Origin of the sequence: Methylomonas sp. LL1 (assembly GCF_015711015.1) — a bacterium.
In the GTDB taxonomy this organism is placed as follows: domain Bacteria; phylum Pseudomonadota; class Gammaproteobacteria; order Methylococcales; family Methylomonadaceae; genus Methylomonas.
In genome coordinates this window covers 3,527,843-3,542,068 of the sequence record NZ_CP064653.1, presented here as the reverse complement: position 1 = coordinate 3,542,068, position 14,226 = coordinate 3,527,843, and the positions used below count along the sequence as shown (strand labels likewise).

Genomic DNA, 14,226 nt, shown 5'->3' with positions numbered 1-14,226 from the left:
CAATCGGCATATCCTGATTTTTCAGCAAGGATTTCTCTGAGAAATTTCCGACATTTTGTCTGCAAACGAATACAACAGACGAAGAATTTAGGTAGGACCATGCTCCGAAGGCACCCCGGGAGAGCCCCGGCAAGCTTACTGTCGCAGCCTGGGAGTATTTGCAGCATATCGTGGCCCACCACCAAGTTTCCATGCAATTTGCTTGATCGCACCCGGCGTTTGCATTAGGCTGCCGGCTGATTAATTGATAAGGCACAAGTTACCGTGAACGCATACCCTGAAAAAACCTGCGAGATTGATCGCCTGATCCGCCATCCGAAACTGGTCGAGGCCGCCATCAATGGCCAAAAGACCGAGCAACGCCGCGATGGCTTATACGCTTATCCCGGCGAAACCTTCGTACTGGAGGGGGTTTCGTTCGTAGTCACCGGCGTTGACCGGCAACGTATCGGCGATATGACCGATGCCGACGCTCGGGCGGAAGGTTATCCGAGTCTGGCGATGTATAGGGACATTATCCTGAAAATGCATGCCAGCATGGAGTGGAACGAGGATGCGCTAGTGTGGGTGCACCGCTTCAATCGGCAACAGCCGGAATAATGACGCCTTTGTCGGCCAGTTCCCGCAAGGTTTGCTGGCCGAATTGCATCAGGGACTGGGGATCGATCCGATCAGCCAATTCGGCCGCCAAAGCCCATAAACTGGCTTCGCCGCCGATGCCGCCTTGCTGCTCTATCAACAGCAACAAATGGTAAGTGATCGGCGTGGTTTGCATGAAATGTACCTCGTCGTCACGATCTCGGTAAACAATCAGATATGTGGCTTGTTCCGGCGCGGATTGAGGCAGGTAGTCCGGGCCTATCCGTTCCACCGGATATTGGTAGACCAACGGCCAGGCCAAAGGTGAAAGGGCGATGGTTTGGTTGAACACATCGTCTACAAACGCCGCTTCGCCGAATACCGGAGTGTCCTTTGCTATCGATAAAGCCATCTCCACCCATTCGTAATGCGCTAGTTCCAGCAGAAACGGGAAATCGTGATCCGATTGGCGCTCGCTTTGCAGATATTCCAAAAATTCTTCGGCAATTTCGGAAAAATGCGGAGTCCGGCAACGATGTCGAGCAAAAAAATCCCGCGTCAGGGATTGCCACTGTTGATCGTTCAATATCGTCCGCATCACCGGAAAATTGCTGCTGACAAAGCTGTCGATGTTGTTAAAAAACAGCTCGCGGTACATCGCCATGCGTCGCGGGTCGACATCGGCCGGGACCGGATAGGTATCGGGATCACGAATATAGGCGGCAAACTCGGCCTGCTTGGTTTTGAAGCCCGCGTTCATCAAGCAACCCGCTGCGGGGGATGGCTGGAAGCCTGTTGCTGAATGGTTCGGATAGTGTCTACTTCCCTCAATAATTCCGCCAACGGAGGCAGATTAAAATCGCGTTCCAGCAAGGTCGGAAACACGCCGAATACTTCATAAGCCTTGTCCAGCAAGGCCCAGACCGGATCGACCACCGGCGCGCCGTGGGTATCGACCAGAAAATCCTCGGCCTCGACATAATGGCCAGCTATATGGGCGTAGGCGATGCGATGGCCCGGCATGGCTTTTAAAAAGGTTTCGGCGTCGTAAACGTGATTGACGCTGTTGACGTAGATGTTGTTGATGTCGATCAGCACATTGCAATCGGCTTCCTCGACCACCGCCTTGAAAAAATCGATTTCCGACATTTCTTGGCCGGGCGCGGCATAGTAGGAAATGTTTTCGATGGCGATTTTGTGCTCGAGAATGTCCTGTACCCGCCGAATCCGGCCGGCAACGTGCTTGACCGCAGCTTCGGTAAACGGCATCGGCATCAGGTCGTATAAATGACCGTCGTGACTGCAATAACTTAAGTGTTCGCTATAAAACTTGATGCCGTGTTCGGCCATGAACTTTTTCAGGTCACGGACGAAGTTTTCGTCCAGCTCGTCGCTACTGCCTATCGATAACGACAAACCGTGGCAGATAAAATCGAAACGCTCGGTCATGGCCCGGAACTGCTTGCCCAGCTTGCCGCCCAAGGTCATCCAGTTTTCCGGCGCCACTTCATAAAAACTAACATTGGCGGGCGGATTAACGACGATCTCGTTCAGAAAAGACCGCCGTAATCCTAAACCGGCATCGTTAACAAGCGTGTTTTGCTTATCCATGGCCGAGAAATATCAGATCAAAGCACCGGGCTTATTCGCCGGCGGCTTTATCCGCATCGACCTTGGAGCCGCAGCTACCTTCGCCACCCTTCATCATGCCGCCGCAGGAACCTTCAGCGCCTTTTTTAGCGTCGTCGCCTTTCATCATGGCGCCACAGCTGCCTTCCTCGGTTTTGGCCTTTTGATCATCGCCATGATTCATACCACCCATGCCGCCCATCATGCCGCAAGCGCCTTCCTTGCCTTTCATCATTTCGCCGCACATGCCTTCCATGCCTTTTTTCATTTTGCCGCCTTGCATCATGCCACCGCACATGCCTTCACCGCAGGAACCCTCGGCTTTTTTGGTTTTGGCGGCGATTTTGCTGTCTTCCTTGTGGGCGCCATTGATTTTATTGCCGTTGGCATCGGCGACATTCCCGCCGCAAGCGCCGTGACTGCTTTTGTTGGAGGCAGCCGCCACCATGTAACCGCTAGACAACTCATTCATCGCAAACGGATTGGATTCGGCATTGGCATTGACCGCAAAGCCGGAGATAACCGCCGTACCCATCGCCAGTGTTAAAGGAGTTTTGTTGAATTTTTTCATGATGTATCCTCTCTCAAGTTTTTTATTATTTGGCTTCAGCTGAAAGGCCGAGCATCTGCGACCAATGCTTCATCCTTAAGTTCAGTCTCCTCCATTGTAAACTCACTGCCAGGTTTTTTCCTTAAACTCGCATAAATCGGCGATGCAACAGCTTGGGCAGCGCGGTTTTCGAGCCACGCACACATAGCGGCCATGCAGAATCAGCAAATGATGGGCATCTTTTTTATGCTGCTTGGGTACGGTTTTATCCAGTTTTTTCTCCACTTCCAGCACATTCTTGCCGGGTGCCAAGCCAGTGCGGTTGGCGACTCGGAAAATATGGGTGTCAACCGCGATGGTCGGCTGATCGAAGGCCGTGTTCAAAATCACATTGGCGGTCTTGCGGCCGACGCCGGCCAGCGCTTCCAATGCTTCACGGCTTTGCGGCACCTGGCCGTGATGCCGGCTTAACAACGCCTCGCACAATTTGATGATATTGGCGGCCTTGCTGTTGAACAGGCCGATGGTTTTGATGTATTCCTTGAGTCCGTCCTCGCCCAGCGCCAGAATTGTTTGAGGCGTGTTGGCAACCGGAAACAATTTTTCAGTAGCCTTGTTGACTCCCTTATCGGTGGCTTGAGCCGACAACACCACCGCGACCAGTAGTTCGAACGGCGTGCTGTAGTTCAGTTCTGTGGTCGGCTCCGGAATGGCGGCGGCGAGGCGATCGAAAATCGCCAATCGGATTGAATTGTTCATTACCAGTATCTATCAAGTAGGCTTGTGAGGTCAGTGACATTATAGGAGTAGTCATCGGAAATTGGGCGACTCGCAAATTCGACAGCATTTAGCCCTGTTGGTGAATGACGCTAAGCCAAACCTGCTTTCGAATCGCCGTTGTGCTACCTTAGCGACATCGCCTTATCTCTATCAACCGTAGTCCATGCCGATCGGATTGTTTGTCGAAGTGAGCATGGATTTGGTCGCGCTGCTCTTCGTCTTACACCGTCTAGCAATCGCGCGAATATAGCTTATGAATCATTAGCTTAAGGATTAAACGATATGAAATTTCTGGCCGTGCATCCCAGTCCCTTAATGTATACCAAGGTATTTTTACGCCTCGAGCCGCTGGGCTTGGAGTTGGTGGCTGAAACGGCCAGGCGGCATGGCTGCCAGACACGCTTGATCGATTTACAAACCGAATCCCATCAAGACCTAGCCCGCTTACTAGAAGATTGGCAACCGGATGTCGTGGCATTCTCGTTGAACTATTTGGCCAATGTGCCGGAAGTCATCGATTTGGCAAAATTCACCAAAACCAGACTGCCGCATAGCTTTGTCTTTATTGGCGGCCATAGCGCGTCGTTTACCGCGGAAGAGTTGCTCGAACACGGCGAGGGCAAAATCGACGCCATTCTGAAAGGCGAAGGCGAATCGGGCTTGCCGCTGTTACTGCAAGCCATCAAGGAGGATCGCGAGAACGTGCATTATGTGCCGGGTGTCGTGACTCCGAGGGGAGAAGGATCGCAGCCGACTTTCGTTTCCGACCTGGACAATCTGTCGCCGGCCAGAGACTTGATCAAATATCGCAAGAAATATTTTCTGGGCACGATGGATCCTTGTGCCTCGATCGAATTTTCCAGGGGCTGCCCGTGGGACTGCTCGTTTTGCAGTGCCTGGACTTTTTACGGCCGTAGTTACCGGGTAATGAGTCCGGAAAAAGTGCTTGAAGAAATGGAGCGGATCAGGGAACCGGGCGTTTTTATCGTTGACGATGTTGCTTTCATTCAAGAAAAACTGGGCTTCCAGATAGGAGAAGCCATCGCCAGAAAAGGCATTAAAAAAGAGTATTACCTGGAAACCCGTGGCGATGTGCTGCTGCGTAACCAAGATGTGTTTAAGTTCTGGAAAGAACTCGGCATGAGATATATGTTTTTAGGCATTGAATCCATTGATGCGGAAGGCTTGGAAAAATACCGCAAACGTATCGATTTGAGCCGTAACTTCGAGGCGCTGGAATTTGCCCGCTCCTTGGGCATTCAGGTTGCGATCAACATCATTGCCGATACCGATTGGGATCACGAACGTTTTCGGGTGATCAGGCAATGGTGTAAGGAGGTGCCGGAAATCGTCAATATCAGTGTCAATACGCCCTATCCCGGCACGGAAAGTTGGCTGACCGAGTCGCGCAATCTGACGACCCATGATTATCGATTGTTCGACATACAGCATGCGGTACTGCCGACTCGTTTGCCACTCGACGAGTTTTACGCCGAACTGGTCGAAACGCAACGGGTGATGTTCACCAAGCACATGGGCTGGACCGCGATGCGTGGCATGTCTAAAATAATTGCCGGAAACTTAATGCGCGGCCAGACCAACTTCGTCAGGAATCTTTGGAAATTCGATAAAGTATTCAACCCCGCCCTGCAGTTGGCCGACCATAAATCGCCGATACAATATCAAATGAAGCCGCCGGTTCGCGATGTTCGGCATGCCAGTGCCAAAGCCCTTTCCAAGTCGCTTTACATCCATCAACCACTGGGACGGTCCAGCCGGCAATTGGACGCGGAAACCGAAAAGTTTGTCGATCAGAGCCGAGGGGTCCTGAGTGAAAAATCGATAGGGTAGTAAAAAACTCTCGCCAAGCAGAGCACCGGCTAGCCACTCAACTTGGCGACTTCGGCTGGTTACATTTGCGATTGCAGATAATTTTGCAGGCCAATACTGCCGATCAAGCCGAGCTGCTGTTCCAGCCAATGGGCATGATCGTGTTCCGTGTCATCCAACATGACGCGTAAAATCTCGCGTGTCTGATAGTCACGCACCGATTCGCAAAACGCCATGACCTTGCGCAACTCTTGGATCACTTTCAGTTCCACGGCCAGATCGTTTCTCAACATTTCTTCGACGCTATGGCCAACATTTAGAGGTTCGCGCTGGGATAAATCCGGCATGCCTTCCAAAAACAAGATGCGCTTGATCAATGCGTCGGCATGATTGGTTTCGTCCATTACTTCGTGAGCGATGCGTTCGTACAATTTGCCGAAACCCCAGTTTTCGTAGATCCGGGAATGGATGAAGTACTGATCGATGGCGGTCAATTCGCCAGCCAATAATTCGTTTAAATGTGCGATGACTTGTTCGTTGCCTTTCATATTCTTTCTCCCGATGTTGGCCAAAGATCCGAGTGTTTATCTGGCTTCAGTTTAACACTACTCCACCGGTAAGGAATTGGTTAGAAATAACTTCCCGTTTTGCCAGCCGTTTCCAGCGCCTATAGGCCACATGCAGAGACAGCAAGCCCTCGGATTGACAATCAATCGATTGATTGATACCGTTTAAATCAATCGATTGATTTATTTCTAGCCGACATTTTACCGAGGCAGCATGGGCATTAGCGAAAATTCCGAAACAGAAACTCCCGACGCCCGCAGCCGGCTGGTGATGTCGGCATTGCGGCTGTTTGCCGAAAAAGGCTACAAGGCCGCCTCCACCCGAGATATCTGTGAAGCGGCGGGGGCAAATATTTCTGCCATACGTTATTACTTCGGCGATAAGGCCGGCCTGTATCGTGCCGCCTTTACCGAGCCGATGGGCGACACATCTTGTGGTTCCAATGTCGCAACTTATGCCGACTTACCGTTGGCCGAAGTGCTGGGCCGATTTTTCAGCGAGTTTCTCGAGCCTCTGAAAAAAGGCGAGGAGTTGGGGCTGGTGATGAAGCTGCACTACCGGGAAATGATCGAGCCGACCGGTGCCTGGCAACAGGAAATCGACGCGGAAATCAAGCCGCAACATGAAGCGCTGGCTTCGCTGCTCAAACAACATTTGGGTTTGCGCCGCATCGATGCGGATTTGCATAGGCTGGTTTTCGCGATGATAGGCATGGCGGTGCATTTTTATGTCGGACAAGAAATCGTGTCGGCCATCTCGCCGCAAATTTTGAGCGCCCCCAAAGCCGTTGATGTATTGGCCGAACGTCTGGCCGGCTACGCGGTAGCGATGATAGCAGGCGAAGCCGCGCGCCGTGCCGAGGGCGGCATTCATGAAGAATAACTTTTTCCTGCCGCGTCGCCGGTCATTCACTTATCTTGCCCTGTTCATCGGTGGAAAATCATGACCCAAGGAAAAATAGCCACGCTATTAGCCACCCTAGTATTACTCGTCGGTTTTGGCGTGGCAATCAGCCGCGCCAACAGGCCAAGTCCACCGGACGCGCCGCCAGCCGCCAATCCGGCGCTCAGTGTTTCGGTAGTCAGGCCGCAAATGCGTGATATTCCGGTTAGCCTAACGGCAAACGGTTCGATCGCGGCCTGGCAGGAGGCTGTGATCGGCGCTGAAGTGGGCGAGCTGCGCCTGAGCGCTGTCAATGTGCAGGTGGGCGAAGCGGTTAGGAAGGGCCAGATATTGGCGACTTTCTCCGAAGAAAGCGTGCAGGCCGATGTGGCTCAAAGCCGAGCGGTCGTGGCCGAGGCCGAAGCCAACCTGGCGGATGCCAAGGTTAACGCCGATCGGGCAACAAGGCTCGCCAGCAAGGCCTTAAGTGCTCAACAAGTAGATCAATATCTGACGACCGAGAAAACCGCCCTTGCCAAGCTGCAATTGGCCAAGGCGCAACTGGATGCGCAATTGCTACGGCTGAAATACACCAAGGTATTGGCCAGCGACGATGGCGTGATTTCATCGCGCAGCGCCACCTTGGGCGCGGTTGCGGCCAAGGGCGAGGAGTTGTTTCGCTTGATCCGGCAAAACCGGCTGGAATGGCGCGGCGAAGTCACCGCCGCTGAAATGCCCCAACTCAAGCCCGGTATTAGCGTGACGGTCGAAGTGCCCAATGTCGGCAGCATTGATGGCGCTGTGCGCTTTCTGGCCCCGACCCTGGATGTTCAAAACCGTAACGGTCTGGTCTACGTCGATTTGCCAGATGCCACACTCAAGGGATTGCGCGCCGGGATGTTTGCCCGAGGCGAATTTCACTTGGGCGCCAGTGCCGGCCTGACCGTACCGCAAGAAGCGCTGTCGCTCCGGGACGGCTTCAGCTATGTATTCCGTCTGGCCGATCAAGCCGGCGACCGGGCACGCGTTCAGCAGGTCAAAGTACAGTTGGGCCGCAGAATCGGCGATGCATTGGAAATTTTGTCCGGGCTTCAGCCTGACGACCAACTGGTAGCCGGCGGCGCCTCCTTCCTGGCCGACGGCGATAGCGTCAGGGTGGTGACCCCATGAACGTCTCGGCCTGGTGTATCCGCAATCCGATCCCGGCGATGATGCTGTTCGTATTGCTCAGTTTCGGCGGCATGCTCAGCTTTAAAGCCATGAAGATTCAGAATTTTCCCGATCTGGAGCTGCCTACCGTCACCGTCTCGGCATCGCTGCCCGGCGCTTCACCGTCGCAACTGGAAACCGAGGTGGCGCGAAAAATCGAAAACGCCATCGCCACCTTGCAGGGTTTGAAGCACATTAGCTCCATCGTTCAGGACGGCAATGTCACAATGACCGCCGAATTCCGCCTGGAAAAACCGGTGCAGGAAGCCTTGGACGACGTACGTTCCGCCGTGTCCAAAGTCCGCGCCGATTTGCCCGGCGATTTACGCGACCCCATCGTTACCAAGCTGGATTTGGCCGGTTCGCCGATCTTGGCGTTTACGGTCGGCTCCGCACAACGCGATGAGGAAGCACTGTCGTGGTTTGTCGAAGACACGGTCGCCAAACGGCTGTTGGCAGTGCGCGGCGTGGGCGCGGTCAATCGGGTGGGCGGCGTCAGCCGCGAGATCACCATCGCGCTGGACCCGGTCAAGCTGCAGGCCTTGGGCGCGACGGCGGCCGACATTTCCCGCCAATTGCACGAAATGCAACGCGAGAGCGCCGGCGGCCGCATCGACTTGGGCAGCGGCGAACAACCGCTACGGGCCATGGCGAACGTGGCCTCGGTGGATGAAATGCGGCCGCTGCAACTGTCCTTGGCCGACGGCCGCCGTATCCGGCTCGATCAAGTGGCCAAGGTCGACGACTCGGTCGCCGAACCGCGCGCCTTGGCCATGCTGAACGGCAAACCGGTCGTCGGCTTCGAAGTCACCCGCAGCCGGGGCGCCAGCGAAGTGGAAGTTGGCGCCGGCGTGCAAAAAGCGCTAAGCGAACTGCGCGTTGCCAACCCGGATATCGAATTCACCGAAGCCTTCAACTTCGTCACCCCGGTCGAGGAAGAGTTTCAGGGCTCGATGACCATGCTCTACGAAGGCGGCTTGCTGGCGGTATTGGTGGTCTGGCTGTTTTTACGCGACTGGCGGGCCACCTTCATTTCCGCCGTCGCGCTGCCGCTGTCGGTGATTCCGGCCTTCCTGGGCATGGATTATTTGGGCTTCTCGCTCAATGTGATCACGCTGTTGGCTTTGTCCTTGGTGATAGGCATCTTGGTGGACGATGCCATCGTCGAAGTGGAAAACATCGTCCGCCACCTGCGGATGGGCAAATCGCCCTACCAAGCCGCGATGCAGGCCGCCGACGAAATCGGCCTGGCCGTAGTGGCGACCACCCTGGCGCTGGTCGCGGTCTTTCTACCCACCGCCTTCATGAGTGGTGTCGCCGGCCGGTTTTTCAAGCAATTCGGCTGGACGGCGGCGCTGGCGGTGTTGGCCTCGTTGGTGGTCGCCAGGATGCTGACGCCGATGATGGCCGCCTATCTGTTGAAAGGCAGTAATCACTCGGCGCCCAAGGAAGGTTTCGTGATGCGCAGCTATATGCAATCGGCCGGCTGGTGTTTGAAGCATAGATTAATCACGATCTGCGGTGCGGCGGCGTTTTTTATCGGCTCGCTGTTTTTGATTCCATTACTTCCCACCGGCTTCATCCCGGCGGACGACAATCCGCAAACCCAGGTTTTCGTGGAATTGCCGCCGGGTTCAAGCCTGGCGCAAACCAGAGCATCGGCCGAAGCCGCCAGACAATTGGTCGCCGGTATCGATTTTGTGAAAAATGTTTACACCACCATCGGCGGCGGCTCCGCCGGCACCGACCCGATGGCTGGCGCCCAAGGCAGCGGCGAGGTCCGCAAGGCCACGCTGACGATTACCTTGGCCAATCGCCAAGATAGGCCGGTGCGCAAGCAGGTCATCGAGCAAAACATCCGTAAGGCGCTGGAAAAGCTGCCCGGCGTGCGCACCAAAGTCGGGCTGGGCGCTTCCGGCGAGAAGTATATATTAGTGTTGAGCGGCGACGATCCGCAAGCCTTGAGCAGCGCGGCCCGCAGCCTGGAGCGCGATCTTAGAACCATTCCCGGCCTGGGCAGCATTGCCTCCAGCGCCGCGCTGGTGCGGCCGGAAATTGCGGTACGACCCGACTTTGCCCGCGCCGCCGATTTGGGCGTCACCACCACCGCACTGGCGGAAACCCTGCGCATCGCCACGATCGGCGATTACGATTGGTCTTTGTCCAAACTCAACCTGGCAAATCGCCAAGTACCGGTGGTCGTCAAGTTGGCCGCGGAAGGACGGCACGATCTGTCCGTGTTGGAACGTCTGGCGGTGCCGTCCGCTAAAGCCGGCATCGGCGCGGTGATGGTCAGCCAAGTGGCCAAGCTGGAACTATCCAACGGGCCGGCCGTGATCGTCCGCTACGACCGTTCGCGCAATATCAATTTTGAAATCGAATTGTCCGGCATGCCGCTGGGAGACGTCACCGCCGCGGTGGAAAATCTGCCCAGCATCAAGAATTTGCCGGCCGGCGTCAAGCGCGTCAACATCGGCGACGCCGAAATGATGGGAGAGTTGTTCGGCAGCTTCGGCCTGGCGATGCTGACCGGCGTGCTTTGCATCTTTATCGTGCTGGTATTGCTGTTCAAGGATTTTTTACAACCCATCACCATTTTAGCGGCGCTGCCGCTGGCGTTCGGCGGCGGCTTCGTGGCGCTGTTGTTGACCGGCAAGGCCTTTTCGATGCCGTCGTTGATCGGTCTGGTGATGCTGATGGGGATCGCCACCAAGAACTCCATCCTGCTGGTCGAATACGCCATTGTCGCGCGGCGCGAGCACGGCATGAGCCGCATGGAGGCGCTACTGGATGCTTGCCATAAGCGGGCCAGACCGATCGTGATGACCACCATCGCGATGGGTGCCGGCATGCTGCCGATTGCGATCGGCATGGGAAACGCCGATTCATCCTTCCGCAGCCCGATGGCGATTGCGGTGATCGGCGGCCTGGTGACCTCCACCTTGCTCAGCCTATTGGTGATTCCGGTGGCCTATACCTATCTGGACGACTTCAAAAATTGGAGCTCGGCGCTTTGGAAACGCTACTTCACAGCCAATGCATCCGTTGCCGAATCGAGATTTTCGGATTGATACCGGCATGTCCATCATCGAAGTCTTAGGTTAAACCCAAAATGCTTCGCTTTGCCTAACCTAACGGAATTAGCTTCCAATTTCACTATGCCCAAACTTGCTTTCACCCTATTTGCCTGTCTATTTTCAGTCGGCCTCTCAGCCGAAGATGCAACCATTACCCAACTCTTCGCCCGGCAAGGCGTAGGCGGAACGATGGTGATCTCATCGCTCGGCGGCGGTCAGACTTTCATCCACAACGATGCCCGCGCCAACCGAAAACTATCGCCGGCCTCCACCTTCAAGATACTGAACACGCTGATTGCGTTGGAAGAAAAGGCCATCGCGGGCGAAGACCAGGTGCTGAAGTGGGATGGCCAACACTATGAATTTCCGGCATGGAATAAGGATCAGACGCTGGCAAGCGCCTTCAAAACGTCGTGTGTCTGGTGTTTTCAGGCGTTGGCGCGTCGGATTGGCGTGGAAAAATACCGGTATTACTTACAGGAATCGGCTTACGGCGAGCTAACCGAGACTTTCGATCTCACTACGTTCTGGCTCGATGGCGCACTACAAATCTCCGCGCTGGAACAAGTGGCATTCCTGAAAAAACTGTATCAGCGTTCGTTGCCCTTCAGTGCCTTGTCCTACCAAACGCTACGGCGGATCATGTTGGTAGAGCTGACTCCGGCTTTTTCCCTCTTTGCCAAGACCGGCTGGGCCGCGCGATCGCAGCCGCAAACCGGCTGGTATGTCGGCTATGTGGAAACAACGCGGGACATCTGGTTTTTCGCCACCAGCATCGACATCCGTAGCGAAGCCGACCTGCCGTTGCGCCAGCAATTGAGCCTTGAAGCGCTAAAAGCCAAGAACATCATCGAATGATATATGGCCAACCGTCTAAAGCCTTGTAGCTATATATCATCTATCCTTTTGGCTGGGCGAATTGTTTTAAGCCGCTTGGGTCGCTGCTCGGCGCGTTGTGCGTTACAATCTTGGGTTGCATAACCGGTTGCAACCAGAGAATAACAATGACACCCGCCGAATTTACCGAATACGCCCAACAAGGCTTCAACCGCATCCCCGTCTGCCGCGAAGTGCTGGCCGACCTGGATACGCCGCTCAGCGCTTATTTAAAATTGGCGGACGGCCCTTATTCTTATTTATTCGAATCGGTACACGGCGGCGAGCAGTGGGGACGTTATTCCATCATCGGCCTGCCTTGCAAAACCAGGGTCAAAATCAGTGGGCTTACGATCACCGTGGAACAGGACGGTAGCGACACCCGAACCTTCGAACATGCCCAGCCATTGGAGTGGATAGAAGAGTTCCGCCAACAATATCAAGTACCGGACGTGCCGGGGCTGCCGCGTTTCAACGGCGGTTTGGTCGGTTATTTCGGCTACGAGACCATAGGCTATATCGAGCCGCGCCTGCGAGCCAGCGCCAAGCCGGACCCTATCGGCACGCCGGACATCTTGTTGATGGTTTCGCAGGACTTGCTGGTGTTCGACAACCTGTCGGGCAAAATGCTGCTGCTGACTCACGCCGACCCTGCCCAGGACAATGCCTATCACAATGCCAAGGCCCGGCTGGATCGGCTGGTGGCGAAACTGCGCGAACCCCACGCCCATCCGCAACCGCATGCGTCGGTCAAGCACGTCCACGAAAACGACTTCGTCTCCGGTTTTACCCAACAGGGTTTCGAGGATGCGGTGCGCAAGGCCAAGCAATACATCACCGACGGCGATTGCATGCAGGTAGTACTGTCGCAGCGCATGTCGATACCGTTCAGCGCCTCGCCGCTCGATCTCTACCGCGCGCTGCGCTGCCTGAATCCATCGCCGTATATGTATTACCTAAATCTGGAAGACTTCCACATCGTCGGCTCTTCTCCGGAAATTCTGGTGCGGCTGGAAGACAACGAAGTCACGGTGCGCCCTATCGCCGGCACCCGCCGCCGCGGCGAAACCCACGAACAGGATTTGGAACTGGAAAAAGAGCTGTTGGCCGACCCCAAGGAAATCGCCGAACATCTGATGCTGATCGACCTGGGCCGCAACGACACCGGCCGGGTCGCCAAGATCGGCAGCGTCAAACTCACCGACAAGATGATCATCGAGCGTTACTCGCATGTGATGCACATCGTCTCCAACGTAACCGGCGAATTGCAGGAAGGCAAAAATGCCTTCGATGTATTGGCGGCCACCTTTCCGGCTGGCACCGTCAGCGGCGCGCCGAAAATCCGCGCCATGGAAATCATCGACGAACTGGAGCCGGTCAAGCGCGGCATTTATTCCGGCGCGGTGGGTTATATCTCCTGGTCAGGCAATCTCGATACCGCGATCGCCATCCGCACCGCCGTGATCAAGGACCAAACATTACACATCCAGGCCGGCGCCGGCATCGTCTATGACTCGGTGCCGCGCAGCGAATGGGATGAAACTATGAATAAAGGTAGAGCGGTGTTCCGCGCCGTCAGCATGGCCGAAGCCGGTCTGGGAGGAAAAGCATGAGCGCCGTCAAAGTGGTGATGGTCGATAACTACGATTCGTTCACCTACAACCTGGTGCAATACTTCGGCGAACTCGGCGCCGACGTCACCGTAGTACGCAACGATGAAGTTACCGTCGATGACATCGCAGCCTTGCGCCCGGACAAGATCGTCATTTCCCCAGGCCCCTGCACGCCCAAGGAAGCCGGCATCTCGGTCGAAACTATCCGAACTTACGCCGGTAAAATCCCGCTATTGGGCGTCTGCCTAGGCCACCAAAGCATAGGCTACGCTTTCGGCGGCCACATCATCCACGCCAAGCAAATCATGCACGGCAAGGTGTCGCCGGTATATCACAAGGATGTCGGCGTGTTCAAAGGACTCAGCAACCCCTTCACCGCGACCCGCTACCACTCGTTGGTGATCGAACAAACCAGCTTGCCGGATTGCCTGGAAGTGACGGCCTGGACCCAGGACCAAGCCGGCAACATTGATGAAATCATGGGCGTGCGCCACAAAACCCTGGACGTCGAAGGCGTGCAGTTCCATCCCGAATCGATTTTGACCGAGCATGGGCATGACATGTTGAGGAATTTTTTGGAGCGCTAAAACTTAATTTTCTGGGCAGTTTTTTACCGAGGTAAGGCTTGAGCGAC

General features: G+C 55.3%; 13 protein-coding genes. 8 read left to right on the top strand and 5 right to left on the bottom strand.

All coding sequences use genetic code 11. The features are described from left to right. The first annotated feature begins 264 nt into the window (after positions 1-264). Positions 265-600, top strand: coding sequence for an ASCH domain-containing protein (locus IVG45_RS16525; RefSeq protein WP_196434897.1), 336 nt, complete (start codon positions 265-267; stop codon positions 598-600). On the opposite strand, the gene IVG45_RS16520 is transcribed toward IVG45_RS16525, so the two are convergent. From IVG45_RS16520 to nth, 4 genes are all read right to left on the bottom strand, one after another. Continuing rightward, on the bottom strand, positions 578-1,339 hold the full coding sequence (locus IVG45_RS16520; protein WP_196434896.1) for an HvfC family RiPP maturation protein: 762 nt from the start codon (positions 1,337-1,339) through the stop codon (positions 578-580). The two genes, IVG45_RS16525 and IVG45_RS16520, sit on opposite strands and share 23 nt — an antisense overlap. After that, on the bottom strand, positions 1,339-2,190 hold the full coding sequence (locus tag IVG45_RS16515) for an HvfB family MNIO-type RiPP peptide maturase (RefSeq protein ID WP_196434895.1): 852 nt from the start codon (positions 2,188-2,190) through the stop codon (positions 1,339-1,341). Before IVG45_RS16515 ends, IVG45_RS16520 begins: the two co-directional genes overlap by 1 nt. 31 nt (positions 2,191-2,221) lie before the next feature. Further along, positions 2,222-2,779 carry a hypothetical protein gene (locus IVG45_RS16510; protein WP_196434894.1) on the bottom strand — a complete coding sequence of 186 codons (558 nt, stop codon included), beginning with the start codon at positions 2,777-2,779 and terminating at the stop codon, positions 2,222-2,224. Between the two features lie 102 nt (positions 2,780-2,881). Beyond that, positions 2,882-3,517: an endonuclease III gene (gene nth / locus IVG45_RS16505; protein WP_196434893.1), complete on the bottom strand. Its 636-nt coding sequence runs from the start codon at positions 3,515-3,517 to the stop codon at positions 2,882-2,884. Between the two features lie 303 nt (positions 3,518-3,820). On the opposite strand from nth, the gene hpnR reads away from it, so the two are divergent. Continuing rightward, on the top strand, positions 3,821-5,389 hold the full coding sequence (hpnR, locus tag IVG45_RS16500; protein ID WP_196434892.1) for a hopanoid C-3 methylase HpnR: 1,569 nt from the start codon (positions 3,821-3,823) through the stop codon (positions 5,387-5,389). 59 nt (positions 5,390-5,448) lie between these two features. On the opposite strand, the gene bfr is transcribed toward hpnR, so the two are convergent. After that, positions 5,449-5,916, bottom strand: a complete 468-nt coding sequence (bfr, locus tag IVG45_RS16495) for a bacterioferritin (RefSeq protein WP_196434891.1) — start codon at positions 5,914-5,916, stop codon at positions 5,449-5,451. 232 nt (positions 5,917-6,148) lie between these two features. On the opposite strand from bfr, the gene IVG45_RS16490 reads away from it, so the two are divergent. The 6 genes from IVG45_RS16490 (at position 6,149) to IVG45_RS16465 (ending at position 14,179) form a co-directional block, all read left to right on the top strand. Further along, entirely contained in the window at positions 6,149-6,817 is a 669-nt protein-coding gene (locus IVG45_RS16490) for a CerR family C-terminal domain-containing protein (RefSeq protein ID WP_196434890.1), read from the top strand. A 60-nt stretch (positions 6,818-6,877) separates the two neighbouring features. After that, positions 6,878-7,987, top strand: a complete 1,110-nt coding sequence (locus tag IVG45_RS16485; protein ID WP_196434889.1) for an efflux RND transporter periplasmic adaptor subunit — start codon at positions 6,878-6,880, stop codon at positions 7,985-7,987. Continuing rightward, on the top strand, positions 7,984-11,097 hold the full coding sequence (locus tag IVG45_RS16480; RefSeq protein WP_196434888.1) for an efflux RND transporter permease subunit: 3,114 nt from the start codon (positions 7,984-7,986) through the stop codon (positions 11,095-11,097). Before IVG45_RS16485 ends, IVG45_RS16480 begins: the two co-directional genes overlap by 4 nt. Before the next feature lie 87 nt (positions 11,098-11,184). Then, entirely contained in the window at positions 11,185-11,961 is a 777-nt protein-coding gene (blaOXA, locus tag IVG45_RS16475) for a class D beta-lactamase (RefSeq protein ID WP_196434887.1), read from the top strand. Positions 11,962-12,107: 146 nt separating this feature from the next. Next, positions 12,108-13,592, top strand: a complete 1,485-nt coding sequence (gene trpE / locus IVG45_RS16470) for an anthranilate synthase component I (protein ID WP_196434886.1) — start codon at positions 12,108-12,110, stop codon at positions 13,590-13,592. Beyond that, complete coding sequence (locus tag IVG45_RS16465; RefSeq protein ID WP_196434885.1) at positions 13,589-14,179, top strand: anthranilate synthase component II; 591 nt, start codon at positions 13,589-13,591, stop codon at positions 14,177-14,179. The genes trpE and IVG45_RS16465 overlap by 4 nt, the downstream gene beginning before the upstream one ends. Positions 14,180-14,226 lie beyond the last annotated feature (47 nt).

Bases quoted from the DNA above. Each gene is read 5' to 3' on its own strand.
- IVG45_RS16520 (WP_196434896.1), bottom strand. From the start codon at position 1,339: ATGAACGCGGGCTTCAAAACCAAGCAGGCCGAGTTTGCCGCCTATATT.
- IVG45_RS16515 (WP_196434895.1), bottom strand. From the start codon at position 2,190: ATGGATAAGCAAAACACGCTTGTTAACGATGCCGGTTTAGGATTACGG.
- IVG45_RS16510 (WP_196434894.1), bottom strand. From the start codon at position 2,779: ATGAAAAAATTCAACAAAACTCCTTTAACACTGGCGATGGGTACGGCG.
- nth (WP_196434893.1), bottom strand. From the start codon at position 3,517: ATGAACAATTCAATCCGATTGGCGATTTTCGATCGCCTCGCCGCCGCC.
- hpnR (WP_196434892.1), top strand. From the start codon at position 3,821: ATGAAATTTCTGGCCGTGCATCCCAGTCCCTTAATGTATACCAAGGTA.
- bfr (WP_196434891.1), bottom strand. From the start codon at position 5,916: ATGAAAGGCAACGAACAAGTCATCGCACATTTAAACGAATTATTGGCT.
- IVG45_RS16490 (WP_196434890.1), top strand. From the start codon at position 6,149: ATGGGCATTAGCGAAAATTCCGAAACAGAAACTCCCGACGCCCGCAGC.
- IVG45_RS16485 (WP_196434889.1), top strand. From the start codon at position 6,878: ATGACCCAAGGAAAAATAGCCACGCTATTAGCCACCCTAGTATTACTC.
- IVG45_RS16480 (WP_196434888.1), top strand. From the start codon at position 7,984: ATGAACGTCTCGGCCTGGTGTATCCGCAATCCGATCCCGGCGATGATG.
- blaOXA (WP_196434887.1), top strand. From the start codon at position 11,185: ATGCCCAAACTTGCTTTCACCCTATTTGCCTGTCTATTTTCAGTCGGC.
- trpE (WP_196434886.1), top strand. From the start codon at position 12,108: ATGACACCCGCCGAATTTACCGAATACGCCCAACAAGGCTTCAACCGC.
- IVG45_RS16465 (WP_196434885.1), top strand. From the start codon at position 13,589: ATGAGCGCCGTCAAAGTGGTGATGGTCGATAACTACGATTCGTTCACC.